The 19,553-nt window shown below is 64.0% G+C and carries 16 protein-coding genes and 1 pseudogene; 7 read left to right on the plus strand and 10 right to left on the minus strand.

Annotated features, from left to right (window positions below):
- Window positions 1–45: 45 nt before the first annotated feature.
- The 5 genes from AC07SI_RS05215 to AC07SI_RS05235 form a co-directional block, all read right to left on the minus strand.
- Window positions 46–807, minus strand: coding sequence for a 1,6-dihydroxycyclohexa-2,4-diene-1-carboxylate dehydrogenase (locus AC07SI_RS05215; protein ID WP_495005301.1), 762 nt, complete (start codon window positions 805–807; stop codon window positions 46–48).
- 10 nt (window positions 808–817) lie between these two features.
- Window positions 818–1,840, minus strand: a complete 1,023-nt coding sequence (gene benC / locus AC07SI_RS05220; RefSeq protein ID WP_495005302.1) for a benzoate 1,2-dioxygenase electron transfer component BenC — start codon at window positions 1,838–1,840, stop codon at window positions 818–820.
- Window positions 1,841–1,850: 10 nt separating this feature from the next.
- Window positions 1,851–2,339: a benzoate 1,2-dioxygenase small subunit gene (gene benB / locus AC07SI_RS05225; protein WP_065905066.1), complete on the minus strand. Its 489-nt coding sequence runs from the start codon at window positions 2,337–2,339 to the stop codon at window positions 1,851–1,853.
- Window positions 2,339–3,712, minus strand: coding sequence for a Rieske 2Fe-2S domain-containing protein (locus tag AC07SI_RS05230; RefSeq protein WP_065905065.1), 1,374 nt, complete (start codon window positions 3,710–3,712; stop codon window positions 2,339–2,341). Before AC07SI_RS05230 ends, benB begins: the two co-directional genes overlap by 1 nt.
- A gap of 107 nt (window positions 3,713–3,819) precedes the next feature.
- A complete protein-coding gene (locus tag AC07SI_RS05235) occupies window positions 3,820–4,767 on the minus strand; it encodes an AraC family transcriptional regulator (RefSeq protein WP_065905064.1) in 948 nt (315 codons plus the stop codon).
- Between the two features lie 263 nt (window positions 4,768–5,030).
- Here AC07SI_RS05235 and AC07SI_RS05240 point away from each other — a divergent pair, with 263 nt between their 5' ends.
- Window positions 5,031–5,852, plus strand: coding sequence for an SDR family oxidoreductase (locus AC07SI_RS05240; RefSeq protein WP_495005303.1), 822 nt, complete (start codon window positions 5,031–5,033; stop codon window positions 5,850–5,852).
- An 11-nt stretch (window positions 5,853–5,863) separates the two neighbouring features.
- Here the strand turns inward: AC07SI_RS05240 and AC07SI_RS05245 are convergent.
- Both AC07SI_RS05245 and AC07SI_RS05250 read right to left on the minus strand, forming a co-directional pair.
- A pseudogene (locus AC07SI_RS05245) lies at window positions 5,864–6,874 on the minus strand (aldo/keto reductase).
- A gap of 106 nt (window positions 6,875–6,980) precedes the next feature.
- Window positions 6,981–7,874, minus strand: a complete 894-nt coding sequence (locus tag AC07SI_RS05250) for a LysR family transcriptional regulator (protein WP_495005304.1) — start codon at window positions 7,872–7,874, stop codon at window positions 6,981–6,983.
- Between the two features lie 163 nt (window positions 7,875–8,037).
- Between AC07SI_RS05250 and AC07SI_RS05255 the strand changes: the two genes are divergently transcribed.
- From AC07SI_RS05255 to AC07SI_RS05280, 6 genes are all read left to right on the plus strand, one after another.
- Complete coding sequence (locus tag AC07SI_RS05255) at window positions 8,038–8,817, plus strand: carboxymuconolactone decarboxylase family protein (protein WP_495005305.1); 780 nt, start codon at window positions 8,038–8,040, stop codon at window positions 8,815–8,817.
- A gap of 197 nt (window positions 8,818–9,014) precedes the next feature.
- Window positions 9,015–11,447 (plus strand): TonB-dependent receptor plug domain-containing protein, encoded by a 2,433-nt coding sequence (locus tag AC07SI_RS05260; RefSeq protein ID WP_282395866.1) that lies wholly within the window; start codon window positions 9,015–9,017, stop codon window positions 11,445–11,447.
- Between the two features lie 62 nt (window positions 11,448–11,509).
- Window positions 11,510–13,120: an ABC transporter substrate-binding protein gene (locus AC07SI_RS05265; protein WP_495005360.1), complete on the plus strand. Its 1,611-nt coding sequence runs from the start codon at window positions 11,510–11,512 to the stop codon at window positions 13,118–13,120.
- Entirely contained in the window at window positions 13,117–14,067 is a 951-nt protein-coding gene (locus tag AC07SI_RS05270) for an ABC transporter permease (RefSeq protein WP_065905052.1), read from the plus strand. Before AC07SI_RS05265 ends, AC07SI_RS05270 begins: the two co-directional genes overlap by 4 nt.
- 3 nt (window positions 14,068–14,070) lie before the next feature.
- Window positions 14,071–14,967 carry an ABC transporter permease gene (locus AC07SI_RS05275; protein WP_065905050.1) on the plus strand — a complete coding sequence of 299 codons (897 nt, stop codon included), beginning with the start codon at window positions 14,071–14,073 and terminating at the stop codon, window positions 14,965–14,967.
- A complete protein-coding gene (locus AC07SI_RS05280) occupies window positions 14,964–16,586 on the plus strand; it encodes a dipeptide ABC transporter ATP-binding protein (protein ID WP_495005306.1) in 1,623 nt (540 codons plus the stop codon). Before AC07SI_RS05275 ends, AC07SI_RS05280 begins: the two co-directional genes overlap by 4 nt.
- Here the strand turns inward: AC07SI_RS05280 and AC07SI_RS05285 are convergent, their stop codons facing one another.
- The 3 genes from AC07SI_RS05285 to AC07SI_RS05295 all read right to left on the minus strand — a co-directional run bounded on the left by AC07SI_RS05285 (window position 16,587) and on the right by AC07SI_RS05295 (window position 19,529).
- The gene (locus tag AC07SI_RS05285) at window positions 16,587–17,804 is read right to left on the minus strand and encodes a hypothetical protein (RefSeq protein WP_495005307.1); all 1,218 of its coding nucleotides are present in this window, start codon (window positions 17,802–17,804) and stop codon (window positions 16,587–16,589) included.
- Window positions 17,805–17,887: 83 nt separating this feature from the next.
- Window positions 17,888–18,817, minus strand: coding sequence for a sugar phosphate isomerase/epimerase family protein (locus tag AC07SI_RS05290; protein WP_495005308.1), 930 nt, complete (start codon window positions 18,815–18,817; stop codon window positions 17,888–17,890).
- 10 nt (window positions 18,818–18,827) lie between these two features.
- Window positions 18,828–19,529, minus strand: a complete 702-nt coding sequence (locus AC07SI_RS05295; protein WP_120448518.1) for a hypothetical protein — start codon at window positions 19,527–19,529, stop codon at window positions 18,828–18,830.
- Window positions 19,530–19,553: the final 24 nt, after the last annotated feature.

Here is a 19,553-nt window from a genome sequence, read left to right on the forward strand (position 1 = left end):
GTGAGTCAATGTCTGCAGGTGGAACACGCAGGTGAAAGCGGGCGGTCAGCCGAGGTCGCCACCCCCTACCGGCAGGGTTACGCCGGTGATGTAGGACGCCTCGTCGGAGGCCAGGAACAGAATCGCGCCGGCCTGTTCGTCGATGCTGCCGTAGCGCTTCATCGGGCTGCTGTCGAGGGTCTGGTCGACGATCTGCTGATACCACAGGCGCTCCTGCTCGCTCTGTGGCTGGCTGTTGCGCGGGATACGCCGTGGCGGCGCCTCGGTGCCGCCGGGCGCGGTGGCATTGACGCGGATGCCGCTGCCGGCGGTTTCCAGGGCCAGGCAGGCAGTCAGTGCATTCACCCCGCCCTTGGCCGCGCCGTACGGCACGCGATTGAGCCCACGGGTGGCCACCGAAGACACATTGACGATGGCGCCGCTGCCCTGCTCCAACATGTAGGGCAGCACGCAATGGCAGCACCACAGCGTCGGGAACAATGAACGGCGCACTTCGGCTTCGATTTCGCTCTCGGCGTAGTGCTCGAACGGCTTGGCCCAGATGGTCCCGCCGACGTTGTTGACCAGAATGTCGAGGCGCCCGAACCGCGCCTTGGCGGCGGCCATCACCCGCGCGCATTCGGCGTGCTGTTCGAGGTCGGCGGTGAGCAGCAGCGCGCGCTCATGCTGCAACTCATGCACGAGTTCCGAGCGATCCACCGCCACCAGCCAGGCGCCCTCCTCCAGCAAACGCTCGGCAACACGGCGGCCAATGCCCTGGGCCGCGCCGGTGACCAGCGCGACTTTGTCAGTGAAACGTGAAGTCATGCGTATGTCCTCAGGCGGCATCGCAGCTGGCGCTGACGTTGGGGGTGAATTTTTCGTAGTGGAAGCTCGCAGGGTTCACGCCCTGCGTCTTGAAGTGCTGGCGCACGGCATCAACCATCGGCGGCGGCCCGCACAGGTACACGTCGACATCACCGTCGTTGAGTACTTCGCTGGCCATGTGCTGGGTGACATAGCCCTGGCGTGGATGCGCGGTCTGCGGGTCGGCCACGCAGGTGATGAAGTTGAAGCTCGGCAGCCGTGCGGCAAACGCCTGCAGTGCCTCGACCATGACGAGATCCTGGTCGCGTGTGACCCCGTAGATCAGTGTGATCGGGCGGGTTTCCTGGCGCTGCGCAAGCACTTCGAGCATCGACAGGAACGGCGCCAGGCCGGTGCCGCCGGCCAGCAACAGCAACGGCCGCGCCACTTCGCGCAGGTAGAAACTGCCCAGCGGGCCGGTCATGGTCACGCTGTCGCCCGGTTGCGCGCGCTGCAGCCAGCCGCTCATCAATCCGCCCGGCACGTGCTTGATCAGAAAACTCGCGCCGGTCTCACCGGGGCGGCTGCTGAACGAATACGCACGCGTCTGGCCGCTGTCGGGCACGCCGATGTTCACGTACTGGCCGGGCAGGAACACCGGGGCCTGGTCCAGTTCGAAACGCACCTCCAGCGCCGCATCGGCGTGGCGGGTAATGCCGGTCAGCGTCGCGGCAAATGCGGTGGTGCCGGTCTTGCAGGCGCTGGACGGCAGCGGCACGGCAATCACGCAATCGGACTGCGGCACCATCTGGCAGGTCAGCACCTGGCGCTGCTGCGCCTCGTCTTCGCTCAGGGCGTCGTCGATGTAGTCGTCGCCCAAGTCATAGGCGCCGGTTTCGCAGTGGCATTTACAGGTGCCGCACACGCCGTCCGAGCAGTCCATGGGCAGGTTGATGCGTTGGCGGAAGGCAGCATCGAGCACCTTCTCACCCGCCTTGCAGTCGATGAAACGCGTGACCCCATCTTCGAAGTTCAGGGCAATGGCATACGTCATGGCGGTGTCCTCAGATGTGGTAGATGTCGATGACCTGGTGGATGTAATCGTTTTTCAGCACGACCTTCTTGCGTGTGATCAACGGCTGCTCGGCGCGGGTATCGAGGTGGTAGAACGAGGTGCCGAAGTAACTGTCGGTGGTCTTGTAGCGATGGCTGAGGGTGTGCCAGTTGAAGCGCAGTTCGACCTGCGCGCCGTCGTCGGCCAGCACTTCGAGGTTGCTGAGCAGGTGCACGGTGCGCGGTTCCGGCGTACTGGCGCTGGAGCGCTCGGTCTTGATCCGGAAGATGCGGTCTTCGAGGCCGTCGCGGCTGGGGTAGTAGATCAACGAGATCTCGCGTTGCGGGTCTTCGACGAGGGTGTCGTGGTCGTCCCAGGCCGGCATCCAGAACTCCGCCTTGGGTGAATAGCACGCCAGCCATTCATCCCACTGGCGGTCATCGAGCAAGCGCGCTTCGCGGTAGAGAAAGTCGAGCAGGCGGTCACGGGACAGGCTCATCACACCGCCTCCCGGTCGCTGGCAATCAGGCCTTGCTGCTCACGTTCGATCGCGCGCTGCAGGCTCGCGGCCCAATGCGCGTGCTGGCGCACGAACAGCCCTTCATCTTCGGTTTTGACCCCGCTGAGTTGCGGGTGCATGCCCATGGCCCTGGCGTTTTCATCGGCGCCTTCGACCCATTGCTTGGCGCCACGGCTGAGGTCGTTCCACAAGGTGCTCGCGCCCTGGTAGCCGGTCTGGCAGGCGCGGAATTCCTCCAGGTCGTCCGGTGTGCCCATGCCGCTGACGTTGAAGAAATCTTCGTACTGGCGGATACGCGTGGCGCGCTCCTGGGCACTTTCGCCGATGGGCGCCATGCAATAAATCGTCACTTCGGTCTTGTCCACCGCGAGCGGCCGCACCACCCGGATCTGCGTCGAGAACTGGTCCATCAGGTACACATTCGGGTAGAGGCACAGGTTGCGGGTCTGGTCGACGATAAAGTCGGCACGCGCCTGGCCGAGGCGTTCGGCCAGCGCCTCGCGATGGGCATGCACCGGGCGCACGTCCGGGTTGAGCAGGCGTGTCCACAGCAGGATATGCCCGTGATCGAAGGCGTAGACGCCGCCGAGGCTTTTCGACCAGCCATTGGCGTCGACGGTGCGCGTGCCCTCGGCCTCATAGTTGCGCCGGCCCATGGTCGCCGAGTAATTCCAGTGCACCGAGCTGACGTGGTAACCGTCGGCGCCGTTCTCGATCTGCAGCTTCCAGTTGCCGTCATAGACATACGTCGAGCTGCCGCGCAGCACCTCCAGGCCCAAGGGCGCCTGGTCGACCATCTGGTCGATGATCACGCGGGTTTCGCCGAGGTAGTCGCTCAGTTCAGGCACGTCCTCGCCGAGGCTGCCGAACAGAAAGCCGCGATAGTTTTCAAACCGCGCCAGGCGCTTGAGGTCATGCGAGCCGTCACAGTCAAAGCTGTCGGGGTAGGCCCCGGTCTTGGCGTCCTTGACCTTGAGCAGCTTGCCCGCATTGCTGAATGTCCAGCCGTGGAACGGGCACGTGAACGAGCCCTTGTTGCCTTGCTTGCGCCGGCACAACATGGCGCCGCGATGCGCACAAGCGTTGACCAGGCCATGCAGGCTGCCGTGCTTGTCGCGGGTGATGACCACCGGCTGGCGCCCGATCCAGGTGGTGAAATAGTCGTTGATCTCGGGCACCTGGCTCTCATGGGCCAGGTAGAGCCAACCGCCTTCGAAGATGTGCTTCATCTCCAGAGCGAACAGGTCAGGGTCGGTAAAAATGTCGCGGCGGCAGCGGAACACGCCGTTGGCGGGATCTTCCTGCACGGACTCGCGCAGTTGTCGGGCGAGTCGGTCGAGTGTACTGGTCATGGGGCGAGCCCTCCGTTGTTCTTGTATCAGGCGCCCTCACCGTACGTGTCCGACATGTTGTCCAATATCCCTTTTCTGCAGATCACTATCCGCCGAGCGCACGCCGCTCAGCGGTGGCGCTTCCAGGTCTGCGAGGGCAGCTCGCCAAAGCGTTGGCGATAAGCCTCGGAGAACCGTCCCAGGTGCGTGAAACCGTGGTCCAGTGCCACCTCGGTCACGCTGCGCGCGCTGCTCAGCTGCAGGCGGGCATGCACCCGTTCAAGCTTGCGCCGCCGTACGTAGTCACGCGGGGACAGGCCGACCTGGCGCTCGAACAGGCTGTACAGCGAGCGCTCGCTGACCTTGGCCACTGCCATCAGTTGTTCGAGGCTGATGTCGTCGGTGAGGTGTTGCTCGACAAACTCACGCACCGCCTCGAAGCCGCCACCCTGTGCAGGCTGGGGGATCACTCGCAGTACATTGCTGCCCAGCAGGGCCAGCAACTTGGTCGCCACGATGCGCTCGTACAGGCTCTGCATATGCGGTTCGGCAGCGTTTTCCGCCTCGTGGCAGATCAGCCCCAGCAGCGGCAGGAACCCACCCATTTCGCTGAGCGCATGGCGCGCGGTCGCAAAGCGGATACCCGGCTGCGGCAGCGCCCATTGCTGCTCCAGGCAAGCGTTTTCGAGCAGGCGTACGGGTAATTTGATGATGAATTTTTCGCAGTCGGCGGAATACGTCAGGTCCACCGGATCATCCGGGTTGATCAGCAGGATCTCGCCAGGTCCGAACACATGCTCCACGCCTCGCGAATGCGAGCGGCAATGCCCGCTCAGCAGGATCTGCAAGTGGTAGATGGTTTCCAGCGCCACCGACGTGACCCGCACCGGCGCGCCGTAACTGATGCGGCACAGGTCCAGGCTGGAAAAAGTGCGGTGGCTGATGCTCGCCTGCGGCCGGCCCTTGGGGGGCAGGCGAATGCAGTGGCTGCCGACATGCTGGTTGACGTAGTCCGACACCGCATAGGCGTCGGCACCCTGGAAAATCTGGCTGCGCTCACTCAATAGCACGGTCATGGTTGCGCCTCTTTATAGTTATTGGCCTCAGGCTGACGCCTGGTGTTGCGACCGTCCAATATGGATAAGGTCTGAATGAATACCCTGCAGGTATGGTCGAGGATAATACGCATAAGCCCGCGCACCGGCGCACGGGCGGCGAAACGTCTTGATACCTATTAGCCGACTCATGAGATCAGCTCATGAGACCTCGCGGTTTTGCACGACTAATCATCAGGAGCTGCTGCCTCTAAAGTGGGCACCCCCCGCTTTGAGGAAATCCCATGAAGGAAGTCACCGTAGTCATAGGCGCCGGCTCGATCGGCCAGGCCATCGCGCGGCGCGTCAGTGCCGGCCAGCACGTCGTGCTTGCCGACCTGCGCCAGGACACCGCCGAAGCGGCAGCAAAGGTCTTGAGTGATGCCGGTTTCGAGGTGACCACCGCCCAGGTGGATGTCGCGTCGCGAGAGTCGGTCGTAGCGCTCGTCGCACTGGCTCCCGGCCTTGGCGAGATCACCAAGGTGATCCATGCCGCCGGTGTGTCACCGTCCCAGGCATCGCCGGCGACCATCCTGCGGGTCGACCTGTACGGCACGGCGCTGGTGCTGGAGCTGTTTGGCGAAGTGATTGCCAAGGGCGGTTCGGCCATCGTCATCGCCTCGCAGTCCGGGCACCGTCTGCCCGCGCTGAGTGCCGAGCAGAACAAGGCGTTGGCGCTGACCGCGACTGAAGCGTTGCTGGCCCTGCCGATGTTGCAGCCTGCGCAAGTGACCGACTCGCTGCACGCCTACCAGCTGTCCAAGCGTGGCAACGCGCTGCGCGTCGCAGCGCAGGCCGTGCGCTGGGGCAAGCGCGGTGCGCGTGTGAACACGATCAGCCCGGGCATTATCTTCACCCCGTTGGCCCGCGATGAGCTGAGCGGCCCACGCGGGGACGGTTACCGTCGCATGATCGAATCCAGCGCCGCCAAGCGCGGCGGAACACCCGATGAAGTCGCGGCCGTCGCGGCCTTGTTGATGGGCCCGGAAGGCACCTTCATCACGGGCAGCGACTTCCTGATGGACGGCGGGGTCACCGCGCACTATTGGTACGGCGATGACCAGTGATACCGCGTGGTCTAGCTGACCTTGCGCCCTTCCACCGGGTAACCCGGATCAGTAAAACCATGGGTCGAGGCATGGCCGGGCACGACCAGGCTGTCGACCAGCGCTTCGTCCTCCGGCCCCAGTTCCAGGCCCAGCGCCTCCAGGTAGCTGTCCCACTGCGCTTCGGTGCGCGGGCCGGCGATCGCTGCGCTGATCAAGCGATTCTTCAAGACCCAGGCAATTGCGAAGGCCACCGAAGTGGTACCCCGCGTCGCCGCATGCTAGGCAATGGCCTTGGCGATCTTCAACGACTCGGGGCGCCATTCGGTCTGCTGGATCCGTTTGTCACCGCGCCCGGCGCGGGTGTCCGCCGGTGGCGGCGCGTCCACCGCGTATTTACCGCTGAGCACGCCACGGGCCAGTGGGCTGTAGGGCACGACGCCAATGCCGTAGTGGCCCGCCACCGGCAACTGCTCGACCTCGGCGACACGGTTGACGATGTTGTACAGCGGCTGGCTGACGGTCGGGCGCTGGATGCCCAGCGCGTCGGCGATGCGCACCATCTCGGCGATTTTCCAGCCGTGAAAATTCGACACCCCGTAATAGCGGATCTTGCCTTGGCGAATCAGGTCGTCGATGGCGCGCAGGCCCTCTTCCAGTGGCGCATCGCTCAAGGTCCGGTGGAAATACACGATGTCGATGTAGTCGCTGCCCAGGCGTTGCAGGCTGGCGTCGACCGCCTGCATGATCCACTTGCGCGACTGGCCCTGCTGGTTCGGGCCGGCCTCGGCCGACGCCGGATAACCGAACTTGGTTGCCACCACCCATTGGTCACGCTGGGCGGCAATGGCGCGGCCGACCACGGCTTCGGAGCGCCCGGCGTGATAGGCATCGGCGGTATCGATAAAGTTGACGCCAGCGGCGCCGGCTTTGTCGATGACGCGTTTGGCGCTGGCTTCATCGGCCTCGCCGCCGAACATCATGGCCCCCAGGCACAGGGGCGACACTTTCAAGGCACTGCGGCCCAGGTAACGGTAATTCATGGCTCACCCTCAACGGCGTTGGAAACGTAGACGGATCCTAGGCCAATGCGCATTGATGATTAAGGCGCTAAAGAAGGATACGCCCATGAGCCTGCCTCATGAGTGATCAAGTGTTATAGCGCAGCGCCTCCACCACCAGGTTCAACGCCCGCGAAGATTGGCGTCGACTCGGGTAGTAGATGTGCAGGCCGGGAAAAGTCGGAAACCATTCTTCAAGCACCCAGCACAGGCGACCCGCCGCCACGTGCTCTTTGGCCAGGTCTTCGGGCAGGTACGCCACGCCGCAGCCGTCCAGCGCCGCCGCCAGCATCGGGTAGGTGCCGTTGAACGTCAGTTGGCCCTGCACCCGCACCTGCACTTCGCGGTCGCCGCTGGCCAATTCCCATGCATAGCAGCCGCCGTGGGTCGGCAGGCGCAGGTTGATGCAGTTGTGCGCGGCCAGTTCGTCCGGGGTCTGCGGCGCCGGGTGGGCTTGCAGGTAGGCCGGCGACGCGACCATGGCCATGCGCAGGTCGGGGCCGATACGCACGGCGATCATGTCCTGGGCCACCTGGTTGCCCAGGCGCACGCCAATGTCATAGCGCTCGGCGACGATATCGGTCAGGCCATAGTCGGTGATGATTTCGACCTTGATGTCGGGATAGCGCGGCATGAACGCTGACAGGCGCGGCCACAGCAGCGCATTCGCTGCGTAGTCGGTGGCCGAGATACGCACCGTGCCGCGCGGCGAATCGCGCAGTTCGAGGACTTCGGCCAGGTCCGACTCGATCTCGTCAAAGCGTGGCGCCAACTTGTTGTACAGCTGCTCGCCGGCCTCGGTCGGCGACACGCTGCGGGTCGTTCGCGTCAGCAGTCGCACCCCCAGTCGGGCTTCGAGCGCCCGCACGGTATGGCTCAGGGCTGATTGCGAAACGCCCAGCTGAGCGGCCGCACGGGTGAAGCTGCGTTCACGCGCGACCGCCACAAAAGCCAACAGGTCGCCGTAGCCTTCGCGTGCCATTGATGAACCTCATTCATAGGGTGATGACGGTGCAGCGTATCGCAGATCAATCCGACCCCGCGATGAATTGATGAGCCGGACTCATAAGCGCATGCCGGTTATGCGGCTTAATCAATGCAAGCCAGCTGCCTACCATGGGGCTCCCCTGCTTAAGGAGCGCCCGATGAAACTGTTGACCGCCACCACCTTCGCCACCCTGCTCTACGCGGCTGTCGTAGATGCCGATCAAGCCCAGCCGCGTCCGGACCCAAAGCCCTCCTCTGCGGTGCTGGAAGTCACGCCGCAACTGTATGCCTACACCACCGACCTGTTATTCGGTGAGGTGTGGAAACGTACCGAGCTGGCCCCGCGTGATCGCAGCCTGATCACCGTGTCGGCGCTGATCGCCAACGGGCAGGTGTCGGCACTCGCGGACCACCTCAAGCTGGGCCTCGACAATGGCCTCACCCCCAGCGAGATCAGCGCGCTGATCACGCATCTCGCATTCTATTCAGGCTGGCCGAACGCGATGTCCGCTGCCGCAGTCGCCAAGCAGGTGTTCATCGAACGAAACATCCCGGACGAGCAGATCTCGCCGCCGGCAGGCGCCGCCCTGACGCTGGACCCCGACAGTGAAGCCAAGCGCCGCGCCGCTGTCGACGCCGGTGTCGGCGGTGTGGCCCCGCAGCTCGCGCGCTACACCAATGAAGTGTTGTTCGCGGACCTGTGGCGCCAAAGCACTCTCAGCGCCCGCGACCGCAGCCTGGTCACCGTCGCCGCGTTGATCGCCCAGGGCCAGGCGGCGCAACTGCCCTTCCACCTCAACCGCGCGCTGGACAACGGCCTGAGCCAGGCCCAGGCCGCCGAGGGGGTGACGCACCTGGCGTTCTACGTGGGCTGGCCGAAGGCGATGTCGGCGGTGCCGGTGCTCAAGGAGGTCTTCGCCGCCCGCGGACAAGGTTGATGCACACGACATAATAAAAATAGATGATCTTATTAATTCATAAAATAACAATGTCTAATAATTAGCTTATTCCAAAAAAGACTTTCACTCAGGTTTTTTATAGGAATATCTTCGTATCACAGACCGACCCCATGCCTGGCGGAGGACGTACCCCGACCACCAGGAGCCTCTCGCAGGCTGAATGGATCCTTCTCGATATGCCAGATATTCAATTCCCTAAACCGCTGAAAAAACTCCATTGGTCATTGGTGACCAGCTCCCTGCTGCTGGCCACCGCGCCCTCCTTCGCCGACACCACCAAGGAGGATGCCAAGCTCGGTACCGTCACGGTGATCTCCACCGGCCTGCGCGGCCAGGAGCGCACCGTGGCCGACAGCCCGGCGCCGATTGATGTGATCAACAGCGACCAGTTGCTCAAGACCGGTCGCGCCGAGTTGTCCGAGGCCATCGCCAAGCTGCTGCCGTCGTTCAACTTCGGCACCAATATCGCCGGCTACAACTCGGTGACGCGCCCCCTGAGCAACCGCAGCCTCGGCCCGGCCTACACGCTGGTGCTGGTCAACGGTAAACGCCGGCACAACGGTGCCACCGGCCAGCGCGGTTCGATCGACAACAGCGGCGCGAATGCGGTGGACATCGACCTGATCCCGGTCAGCGCGGTGGACCATATCGAAGTACTCAAAGACAGCGCTGCCGCGCAGTACGGCTCGGACGCGGTAGCCGGCGTGATCAATATCATCCTCAAGTCCACCAACAACGGTGGGCACCTGGAAACCAGTTACGGGCAGCTGTATTCGGGCCAGGGCGAAACTATCAAGGTCGCCGGCGACCAGGGCTTCAAGCTCGGTGATGGCGGGTTTTTCCACTTCTCGGCAGATGCGCGCAAACGCGGTGAAGCCTCATGGAACGACAAGGCCGACAACAGCGTGCGCGCATTTGCCGACCCGGCAAAAGAAGCGGCGTGGGATCGCGTGGCGATCAAGAACGGCGACCCCGATCTCAAGGCCTTCAACCTCGCCTACAACGCCGAGTTGCCACTCGAAGACCTGACCCTGTATTCGTTCTCCACCTACGGCGAGCGCGATGCCGAGGCTGCCAACTATTTCCGCCTGCCAACCGGCACGGCCGCCGTGCCCGAGGTGTTCCCCGACGGTTATTTCCCACTCAACAACATCAAGGACCGTGACTACCAGCTGCTGTTCGGCGGCAAGGGCCAGGTGGCCGACTGGAACTGGGACCTGAGCACCACCTACGGGCGCAACAACGTCCACCATTCCAGCGACCTCAATATCAACCCGTCGCTGGGCACCGCCTCGCCGACCAAATTCGACAACCTTGCCACCTTCCGCTTCGAGCAATGGGTCAACAACCTCGACTTCACGCGCCGCTATGACAGCCTGTTCAACCTGACGTCGCCGGTGCAAGTCTCGGCCGGCCTGGAACACCGCTGGGAGCATTTCAGTACCTTTGCCGGCGACCGCGAAGCCTACATCACCGGGACTTACCCGGCGGCCTCTGGCGCGCAGGCGGCGGTGACGATCCGTCCTGAAGATGAAGTCAGCCTGATCCGCAACAACTACGCCGGCTACCTGGACCTGGGTTTTGACCTGACCGAGCGCTGGTTCCTCGACCTCGCCGGTCGGGTCGAGCACTACGACGATGACTCGGGCAACACCTTCGGCCTGAAGCTCAACTCACGCTACGAACTGACCGACACCGTGGCGGTACGAGGCACGGTTGGCACCGGTTTCCGCGCGCCGTCGCTGACGCAGATCGGCTATACCGTGGCCGACAACCGCGTGGCGACCGATGTGAACGGCAACGTGGTGCCCGCCGTGACGCGCCTGACGCCGTCCGGCAGCAACCTGGCCAAGGCGCTGGGGGGCGATGATCTCAAGCCGGAAAAATCGCGCAACCTCGGCCTCGGCCTGACCTGGCAACCGGCGCCGCGCACCAGCATTACCGCCGACGCCTACCTGATCGACATCGATGACCGCATCGCACTGACCAGCAACATCTACGACCGCGGCAACGGCGCGATCAACGCGATCCTCGCCGCACAAGGTGTGCCCACCGGCACCTGGGTCAACTATTACACCAACGCGTTCGATACCCGCACCAAAGGCCTGGATGTGGTGGCGGACCACACCACGCCGCTGGATGCCTGGGGCGACGTGCGCTGGAGCCTGGGCTTCAACTGGAACAAGACCACCATCGAAGGCACCCCGGACACGCCGGCGGCGCTGGCCAATTCCGGCGTGACCCTGGTCGGCCGTGATCGCCAGGGCGACCTCACCGATGCCACGCCCAAGACCAAGTGGATCCTGGGCGCCAACTGGAAGGTCGACGACCTCGCGGTCAACCTGCAAACCGCCCGCTATGGCGCGGTCAAGACCCTGGCAGTCAACCCCACCGGCGACCGCAGCTTCGGCGCCAAATGGATCACCGACCTCGACGTCAGCTACACCTTCGTCGACAGCATCACCGTCAGCATCGGCGGCACCAATATCTTCGACGTGCGCCCGGACAAGCATGCCGTCTACAGCAACCTGGGCCTGGCGCCCTACGGCAACCCGCCGTTCTACCCCGGCGGTGGCTACTGGTACACCAAGCTCGCCTACGACTTCTGATCCACACCTTGCATGCACACGCATCGCCACATGAGGGCAACCCATTGAATACCTCCAACTTGATGAGCCGTCTGCTGGCCCCGTGCGCCCTGGCGCTGAGCCTCGCCGCCTGCTCGCCAGGGAATGACACCCAGGCGGGCAAAACCCTGAACATTGCGTTCTTCGGCGATAACACCACCCTGGTCAGCGTCGATCCATTCCAGGTCTACTGGCTGGAACACCGCGTGCTGCTGCGCAATGTCGCCGAGTCCCTCACCGACCAGGATCCGGAAACCGGCAAGATCATCCCCTGGCTGGCCAAAAGCTGGGAGATCAGTGACGACGCGCTGACCTACACCTTCCACCTGCGCAATGACGTGACCTTCAGCAACGGCGAGCGCTTCGATGCCAAGGCGGTGAAAACCGCATTCGACAGCGACAAGGCGCTGGCCACCGAGCTGCCGGCCACCTTCGGCGCCACCTACCTCGCCGGGTTCGATCACGCCGAAGTGGTCGATGACTTCACCGTCAAGCTGGTGCTCGCCAAGCCCAACGCAGGGTTCCTGCAAGCGACGTCCACCACTAACCTGGCGATCCTCGCGCCCGCCTCCTACGCGCTGACGGCCAAGGAGCGCTCCCTGGGCAAAATCATCGGCACCGGGCCGTTCGTGCTCGCCAGCTACACGCCGGAAGTCGGCGCGCACCTGACCAAGCGCAAGGGCTACGCGTGGCCGTCGGCCAATATGAAAAACCCCGGCGAGGCGCACCTGGAGACCGTGGACATCAGCTACATCCCCGAAGAGAGCGTGCGCAACGGCCTGTTCCTGCAGGGCAAGGCCGATATCCTGTGGCCGCGCAATCCGTTCTCGGAAGTCGACCTGAAGCTGTTCCAGTCCAAGGGCGCGACCATCCAGAGCCGTTCCCTGCCGGGCCCGGCGCTGAACCTGTACCCCAACACCCGTGGCGAACGCATCCTCGCGGACCAGCACGTGCGCCTGGCCGTGCAGAAGTCCCTGGACCGCAAGAGCTACGCGAGCACGGTCTACAACGCTGAATTCCCGGTGGTCGACGGCATTTTCGATGTGACCACGCCCTACTTCAAAAGCCAGGGCAACAAGCTGGCCTACGACCCGCAGGGCGCCGAGCAACTGCTGGACCAGGCCGGCTGGGCCAAAGGCGCCGATGGCTACCGGCAGAAAAACGGCAAGCGCCTGACCCTGAGCTACAACATCAGCCCGGCCGAAACCGCCGGTGACGTGCTGATCCAGGATCAACTGCGCAAGGTCGGCATCGAGTTGAAACTCAGCGTGGTCACCCGCGCCGAATGGGTCGCCAACAACTCCGCAGGCAACTATGACCTGACGATCAACTACATGACCCGCGCCGACCCGATCATCCTGCAAACCATCCTCGACCCGCGCAGCGCCAACAGCTCGACCGTGGCCACCAACACCTATGAACCGGCAGTCCTGGAAAAGGCCAAGGACCTGTTCGATGCCGGCATCACCGCGACCCAAGGCCCACAACGCGCCACGGCCTACGGTGACCTGCAGGACTTGCTGATTGATCAAAGCTCGGCGTTCCCGATGTATGAGCGCGTGTGGCAAGCGGCGACCTCGGCCAAGGTGAAGAACTTCCGCTGGACCGCCGAGGGCTTTGCGCTGCTGGGTGATATCGAGGTCGGCACGCCATGAGCCGCTACCTGATCGGCCGCGTCGGCCAGGCCCTGCTGGTGCTGTGGGGAGCCTACAGCATCACCTATTTCATTTTGTACCTGCTGCCGGGTGACACCCTGTCGATCATGCTCAGCGCCTCGGGCATGGAAGCCGATTCGCTGTCGGTGGCGGACCTGGCCAAGGCGCGCGCCTACTACGGGCTCGACAAGGGCGTGTTCGAGCAATATTTCGACCTGCTGCTGGGCGCGCTGCGTGGCGATTTCGGCCAATCCCTTTCGCTTAACCGCCCGGTAGCCGAGTTGCTTGCCGAGCGCCTGCCGCAGACGCTGTCCCTGGCCGGCCTGGCGATTGTGCTGTCGCTGATCGGCGGGGTGGGCCTGGCCTACCTGACCGCCTACATCCGGTGGGCGCCGTTGAAAAAAGCCCTGGCGCGCCTGCCGTCCCTGGGTTTCTCGGTGCCGGTGTTCTGGATGGGCCTGCTGCTGATCCAGGTGTTCGCGTTCGGCCTGGGCTGGTTCCCCGCCACCGGCAGCCGGGGCGTTGAAAGCCTGGTGCTGCCGGCGATCACCCTGGCGATTCCGAGTGCGGCGGTGTACGCCCAGGTGCTGCAGCGCAGTTTCCAAGGGGTGTGGCAACAGTCGTACATCGTCACCGCCTACGCCAAGGGCCTCACCCGTGGCCAGGTGCAGGCACGGCACGGATTCAAGAACGCCGCCCTGCCGATCCTCACCCTGATCGGCCTGCAAGTCGGCAACACGGTGTCCGGTGCGGTGCTGGTGGAAACCATCTTCGCGCGCTCAGGCATCGGCCGCCTGGCCCAGGAAGCTGTACTGCGCCAGGACATTCCGGTGGTGCTGGCAATTGTCGCCGTCTCGGCGGCGGCGTTTGTACTGGTCAACCTGTTGGTCGACCTGCTCTACCCCTGGCTTGACCCGCGAATCTCCCACACGCCAAAGGTGTCGTAGACCATGACCATCCTCGAGCAGAATCTTGGCCGCAAAACCCTCGCGGCCAGCCCCGTATGGCGTCGTCGCAGCCGCCTGCAGCGTGCACAAGCCAGCGTGTTGCCGTTGTTGCGCCGGCCGGGTTTCAGCCTGGCGGTGCTGATCGTGCTGTTCGCGCTGGTCGCGGCCGTCGCGCCGCATTGGCTGACCCACTTCGACCCTTACGCCACCGCGCCGGCGGTCAAGCTCAGCGCGCCGAACCCGACGCACTGGTTCGGCACCGATGAGCTGGGGCGTGACCTGTATACCCGCGTGGTCTACGGCTCCAGCCTGTCGGTGCTGGCGGCCTTCCTCGCGGTGGGGATCGCGTTGCTGGGCGGGCTGGGCCTGGGGATTGTCTCCGGCTTTGCCGGTGGCCGCATCGACGCAGTGATCATGCGCTTTGTCGACGTACTGCTGGCCCTGCCGGGGCTGTTGCTGGCGTTGGCGATCGTTACTGCGATCGGCTTCGGCACGGTGCCGGTGGCCATCGCGGTGGGCGTGGGGATTATCCCCGGCTTCGCCCGTACGACCCGCGCCGAGGTGCTGCGGGTCAAGACCCTGCCCTACGTCGAAGCCGCACGCCTGGGCGGCGCCAGTTGGCGACGGACCTTGCTGCGGCACATCCTGCCCAACGCCTGGGGCCCGGTGGCAGTGTTGGCCACCCTGGATTTCGGCGCGGCCATCCTGGCCACCGCCGGCTTGAGCTTTCTCGGTTTCGGCGCCGCACCACCTGCGGCGGAATGGGGCACGCTGATCGCCAACGGCCGGCACTTCCTGATCACCGCACCGTGGGTCTCGCTGCTGCCCGGCCTGTTCCTGGTCGCGGTGGTGTTCAGCCTTAACCATATCGCCCGCACCTTCGAGGAGATCCAGCGATGAGCGCCCTTCCCCCGTTAGTCGATGTGCGCCAACTGAGTGTCAGCTACCGACACGGCCAGACGGCGGTCAATCGCCTGTCGCTGAGCCTCGCCCAGGGCGAGACACTGGCGATTGTCGGCGAGTCCGGCTCGGGCAAGACCACCCTGGCCAATGCAATCCTCGGCCTGTTGCCGGACAACGCGCAGATCAGCGCCGGCGAACTGTGGATCGACGGCACCGATCTCACCCACGCCAACGAGCGCCAAAAACGCCACCTGCGCGGGCGTACCATCGGCCTGGTGCCCCAGGACCCGATGGTCAGCCTCAACCCGACCCTGCGCGTCGGCCAGCAGATCGGCGAAGCGCTGGTGTTGGCCAAGGGCAAGCGCTACCCTGGGGTTGACGCCGACATCGTCGAGTTGCTGCAACAGGTCGGTATCGACAAGCCGGTGCTGCGCGCACGCCAGTATCCCCATGAGCTTTCCGGCGGCATGCGCCAGCGCGTGCTGATTGCCATCGCCCTGGCCGGCAACCCGCGGCTGATCATCGCCGACGAGCCGACCAGCGCACTCGACGTCACCGTGCAGCGCAAAATCCTCGACCACTTGCAGCGCCTGGTCAGTGAGCGCGGGATTTCGCTGCTGATCATCACCCATGACCTGGGCGTGGCGCTTGACCGCGCCGACCGCGTCCTGGTGATGCAGCAAGGCGAAGTGGTCGAGCAAGGCCCACCCCGGCAGATCCTCGTCGCCCCCCAGCACGACTACACCCGCGCGCTGATCGCCGCAGCGCCGGCGTTCGCCAGGCGCCGTGAGCCGCCTATCCATATTGATCCCACCCGGCAGCCGATCCTGCGCCTGCAAAACGTCGGCAAGACGTTCGTGCTGCCCAAGGTCAAGGGTGAAGACCCAGCGTTTGTAGCGCTGGAAGACCTGAGCCTGCAGGTCTACCCCGGACAAACCCTGGCCATCGTCGGTGAGTCGGGCTCGGGCAAGAGCACCGCGCTGCGCATCGCCCTGGGGCTGGAGAAGCCCAGCCGTGGCCGGGTCTTGTTCGAGCAACAGGACGTGACCGACCTCAGTTGGCGCGACTTCCGCCCGCTGCGCCAGCGCCTGCAGCTGGTGCAACAAAACCCGTTCGCCGCGCTGGACCCGCGCTTCACCGTGTTCGACAGCATCGTCGAGCCGCTGGTGTCGTTCGGTCTGCTCAAGGGCCCGGCCCTGGAACAAGCCGCGCGCGAGTTGATCAGCCGTGTGCACCTGCCGGTCAGTTACCTGGATCGCCTGCCCCGCGAGCTATCCGGCGGCCAGTGCCAGCGGGTGGCCATTGCGCGGTCGCTGGCGCTGAAACCCGACCTGTTGCTGCTGGATGAGCCGGTCAGCGCGCTGGATGTGTCGGTGCAGGCGCATATCCTCGACCTGCTCGAAGAGCTGCAGCGGGAGATGGGCATTGCCTACGTGCTGGTGTCCCATGACCTGTCGGTAGTGGCCAACTTTGCCCATCAGGTGCTGGTGTTGCGCAACGGCCGGGTGATTGAACAAGGCTCGGTGGAGCAGATTTTCAACACGCCGACCAGTGACTACACGCGTGAATTGATTGCCGCCATCCCAGGGCGGCAGGTCACGGCGACGGCGGCGTGATCAGCCGTCTGACCGCTCACGCAGCAAACTGACCCTGGGTGTGAGGTTGATCCGCACCCGCTGCCAGTCGACGAATTGAGCCGCCTTGCCGGCCCAGATCGACCTTGCCGTCGGCGGCGCATGCAGGCTCATCTGCGGCGGCATGCGATGGACCCGGCTGGCGCGGGTGAACCAGCAGAGTCTGGTGTAGCGCGGCAGTTCATGAAGTTTGGCCGCGTGCACAGCCACCGGGCAGATCAACAACAGGTCGCCGAATGCAAACAGCTGGTACGCGTCCACCTGCACGCGTGCGTCGTCGCGCAGGTGTGTGTGCCATTGCAGTGAATCCAGATCGCCCAATTTGACCTGGTCTTCCAGGATGAATCGGGCGGCGTGGTTCTGGCGGATTTCCAACGTGCCCGCGACGATGTAAGTAATGCTCGACATCGGCCCGCGCGCGGACAGCAGGAACAGGACGAAGAACATCACCACCGATGCGGCCACTGTGGATACCCGGCGCAACAGGCTGCCCTTGACGACGAAAAACAACAGCGCCGGGATCAGGCTGAACACAAAGGAACCAATCGAGAACAGCGCGACAAACCTGACCGCCGCGGCATCGTCCTGGCCGACATAGCTGTCGAGGATCAACAGTGTCGGCAATGTCCCGGAGACCACGGTAAACAGCAGCATGATGGCAAGGGGCACGTACACCCACTTCCGATGACCACGGGGCGCCCCTTGCGCGATCAGCACCCGCACCCGCCTGATCCGATTCAGGCCGAACAGCGCCAGCAAGGTCATGCCCGAAACAATCAGCAGGGCCTGCCCGGCGCCGACGTCTTCGTTCCAGTAAAACGCCAACGCCATGAAGGTGGAGAACCCGACCACCAACGGCACCAACAGGCACAACGCGATGCATCGGGTGCTGTCGCGGCGGCTATAAAGCAGTGAAACCGACATGCCATACAACCACGCCGACACCATCAGCACCGCCAGCTGCAGGGTCATCATGAACATCACGACGAGCACCCACACCAGCAGGGCCGACTTGGCATCCAGCGTGGACATGAAAATATCCGCGCGGCCAATGGCCTTGGTGTAGATGTAGAGGCTGAGCATGCCAAAGCCCGTGCCCAGAAAAATCACCGTCACCGTAAACGGTGTCCAGTGCTCAAGCAGGTGCTTGAACCCTCTGCGAAAAAATACCTGGAACGTTGAAGCGGTCGCTGCGGACATCAGATCTCCTTGAAGTAAACCATCCCGGGGGGCTGTTTTAATCCACAAAGCGCTGCACCGCAAACAGTCTCGACCTGGCGTCCTTACCGTGGGCCGTCGGCAGCCGAAGCCTTCAAGGCCCAATCAACCGTTGATAGGCTGACGCAGCTCGCATGCCGATATTGCCGGTAGCCTCTCCCGCCCGCCGCAACGGCTTGAGCGGCTGCCGGTCGGTAAGCGCGCCACTGGCGGGCACTTGCACGTATCTGCACATCCAGCGCCTGGCAGTCGGACTCGCTGCCCGGCGGCTGCCCTGGAAGCAGATGCGGCAATACCAGCTCGATGGACACATCGCCGCTGAAACCGTTGGCCACCAATGCCTGGTACTGGGCGGCGAAGTCGATGTGCCCGGTGCCGATAGCGCCTCGTCCGGAATCCGAGATGTGATAGATCGCGGTGAGGTGCGCGCAGTCACGCAGTGTCTGCACCGGGTCGGGCTCATTGATGTTCATGTGGAAGCTGTCCAGCACCATGCGCAGGTTGTCACTGCCGACCGCGCGGATCAGCTCCCGGCATTGCTGCGCCGTATTGATCAACGGCAATTCAAAATGGTTGCACGGCTCGTACAAGGTGGGCACGCCGCGGCGTTGGGCATAGGCGTCGATGACCTTGCAGCACGCCAGCAGTCGCGCGTACGCCGAGGCAGGATCCGGGCAATTACGTGTCCATAGCGACAGGCCTTGCAAGGTCACGGGCACGTTGCCCAGCTCGGCTGCGAAATCGATGACCTTCCGGTAGTAATCCACGGCCAGGTCCTGCGTGGCGTCGGCGCGGTGCTGCGGCCCGGCATTGATCGGGTCGACCGCGAGAATCGTGATGCCTGCCCGACGTGCCTGCTCGCGCAGGTCTACCGGGCAGGCGTCGCGGTGATCACCTGAGTACTGGATGCCGTCCAGCCCCAGCGCGAGCGCCTTGGCCAGCACCGCTTGCGGCTCGCTGAGCCCGAGTGTCCAGGTCACTACAGCCAGTTTCATAGACATCCTCTCAGCCTTTTGGATGAAACTCGATGGCCAGCCAGATCGCATCCGAATCCGACCAGTAGCGATGCCACGGATAGGTAGGACTGCCCTCGCTATCCACAAGGGTGAAGGGGTCGTGCGTGTAGCCCGGTGCCATGCTGATCTGCCGGTACAGCGTGCTTGCGTCGCGCTCGCGGAATAACTGGATGCGCCCTGCCCCGTGGATCTGGGTATGAATTTCCACAAACGGGTGTTCATTGTGCAAGTAACAGTCGGTGTTGGTCGGCGCCCACCACAGGTTGAGGCGAATCGTGTACTCGCGTGCATCCACCACCGCCTCGCGCTGGTTGGCGAAGGCAAACGGGTCCAGGCGCACGGCACCAATCTCGTCGTAGCGCGAGATGTACAACGGCGTGGTGCGCGGAAACTTGGCAAAGCGGTTGCCAAACCAGTCCCACTCCCCCAGCACGATGCCGCCCAGGTCGACCTCGCTGCGCACGCGGAACACCGCCATGCGTGCGGCCTCGGCGACCACGGCGTTGAACAGCATGGTGGATTTCCACGCAGGCACCACACTCGGTACCGGGCCGCCGATGCTCATGGGGCGGTGATCGAGGTTGACCACCACGCCCGCCTCGACGGTAAAGTCTTTTACGTTCTCGACCAGGTAACACTCGACGAACTGGTCACTGAATTGCAGCGCTCGCTGTTGATTGAATGGTGTCACTTCGCAGGCCCTATCGGTTCTGGA

Source organism: Pseudomonas sp. GW821-FHT05D12, from assembly GCF_059419825.1.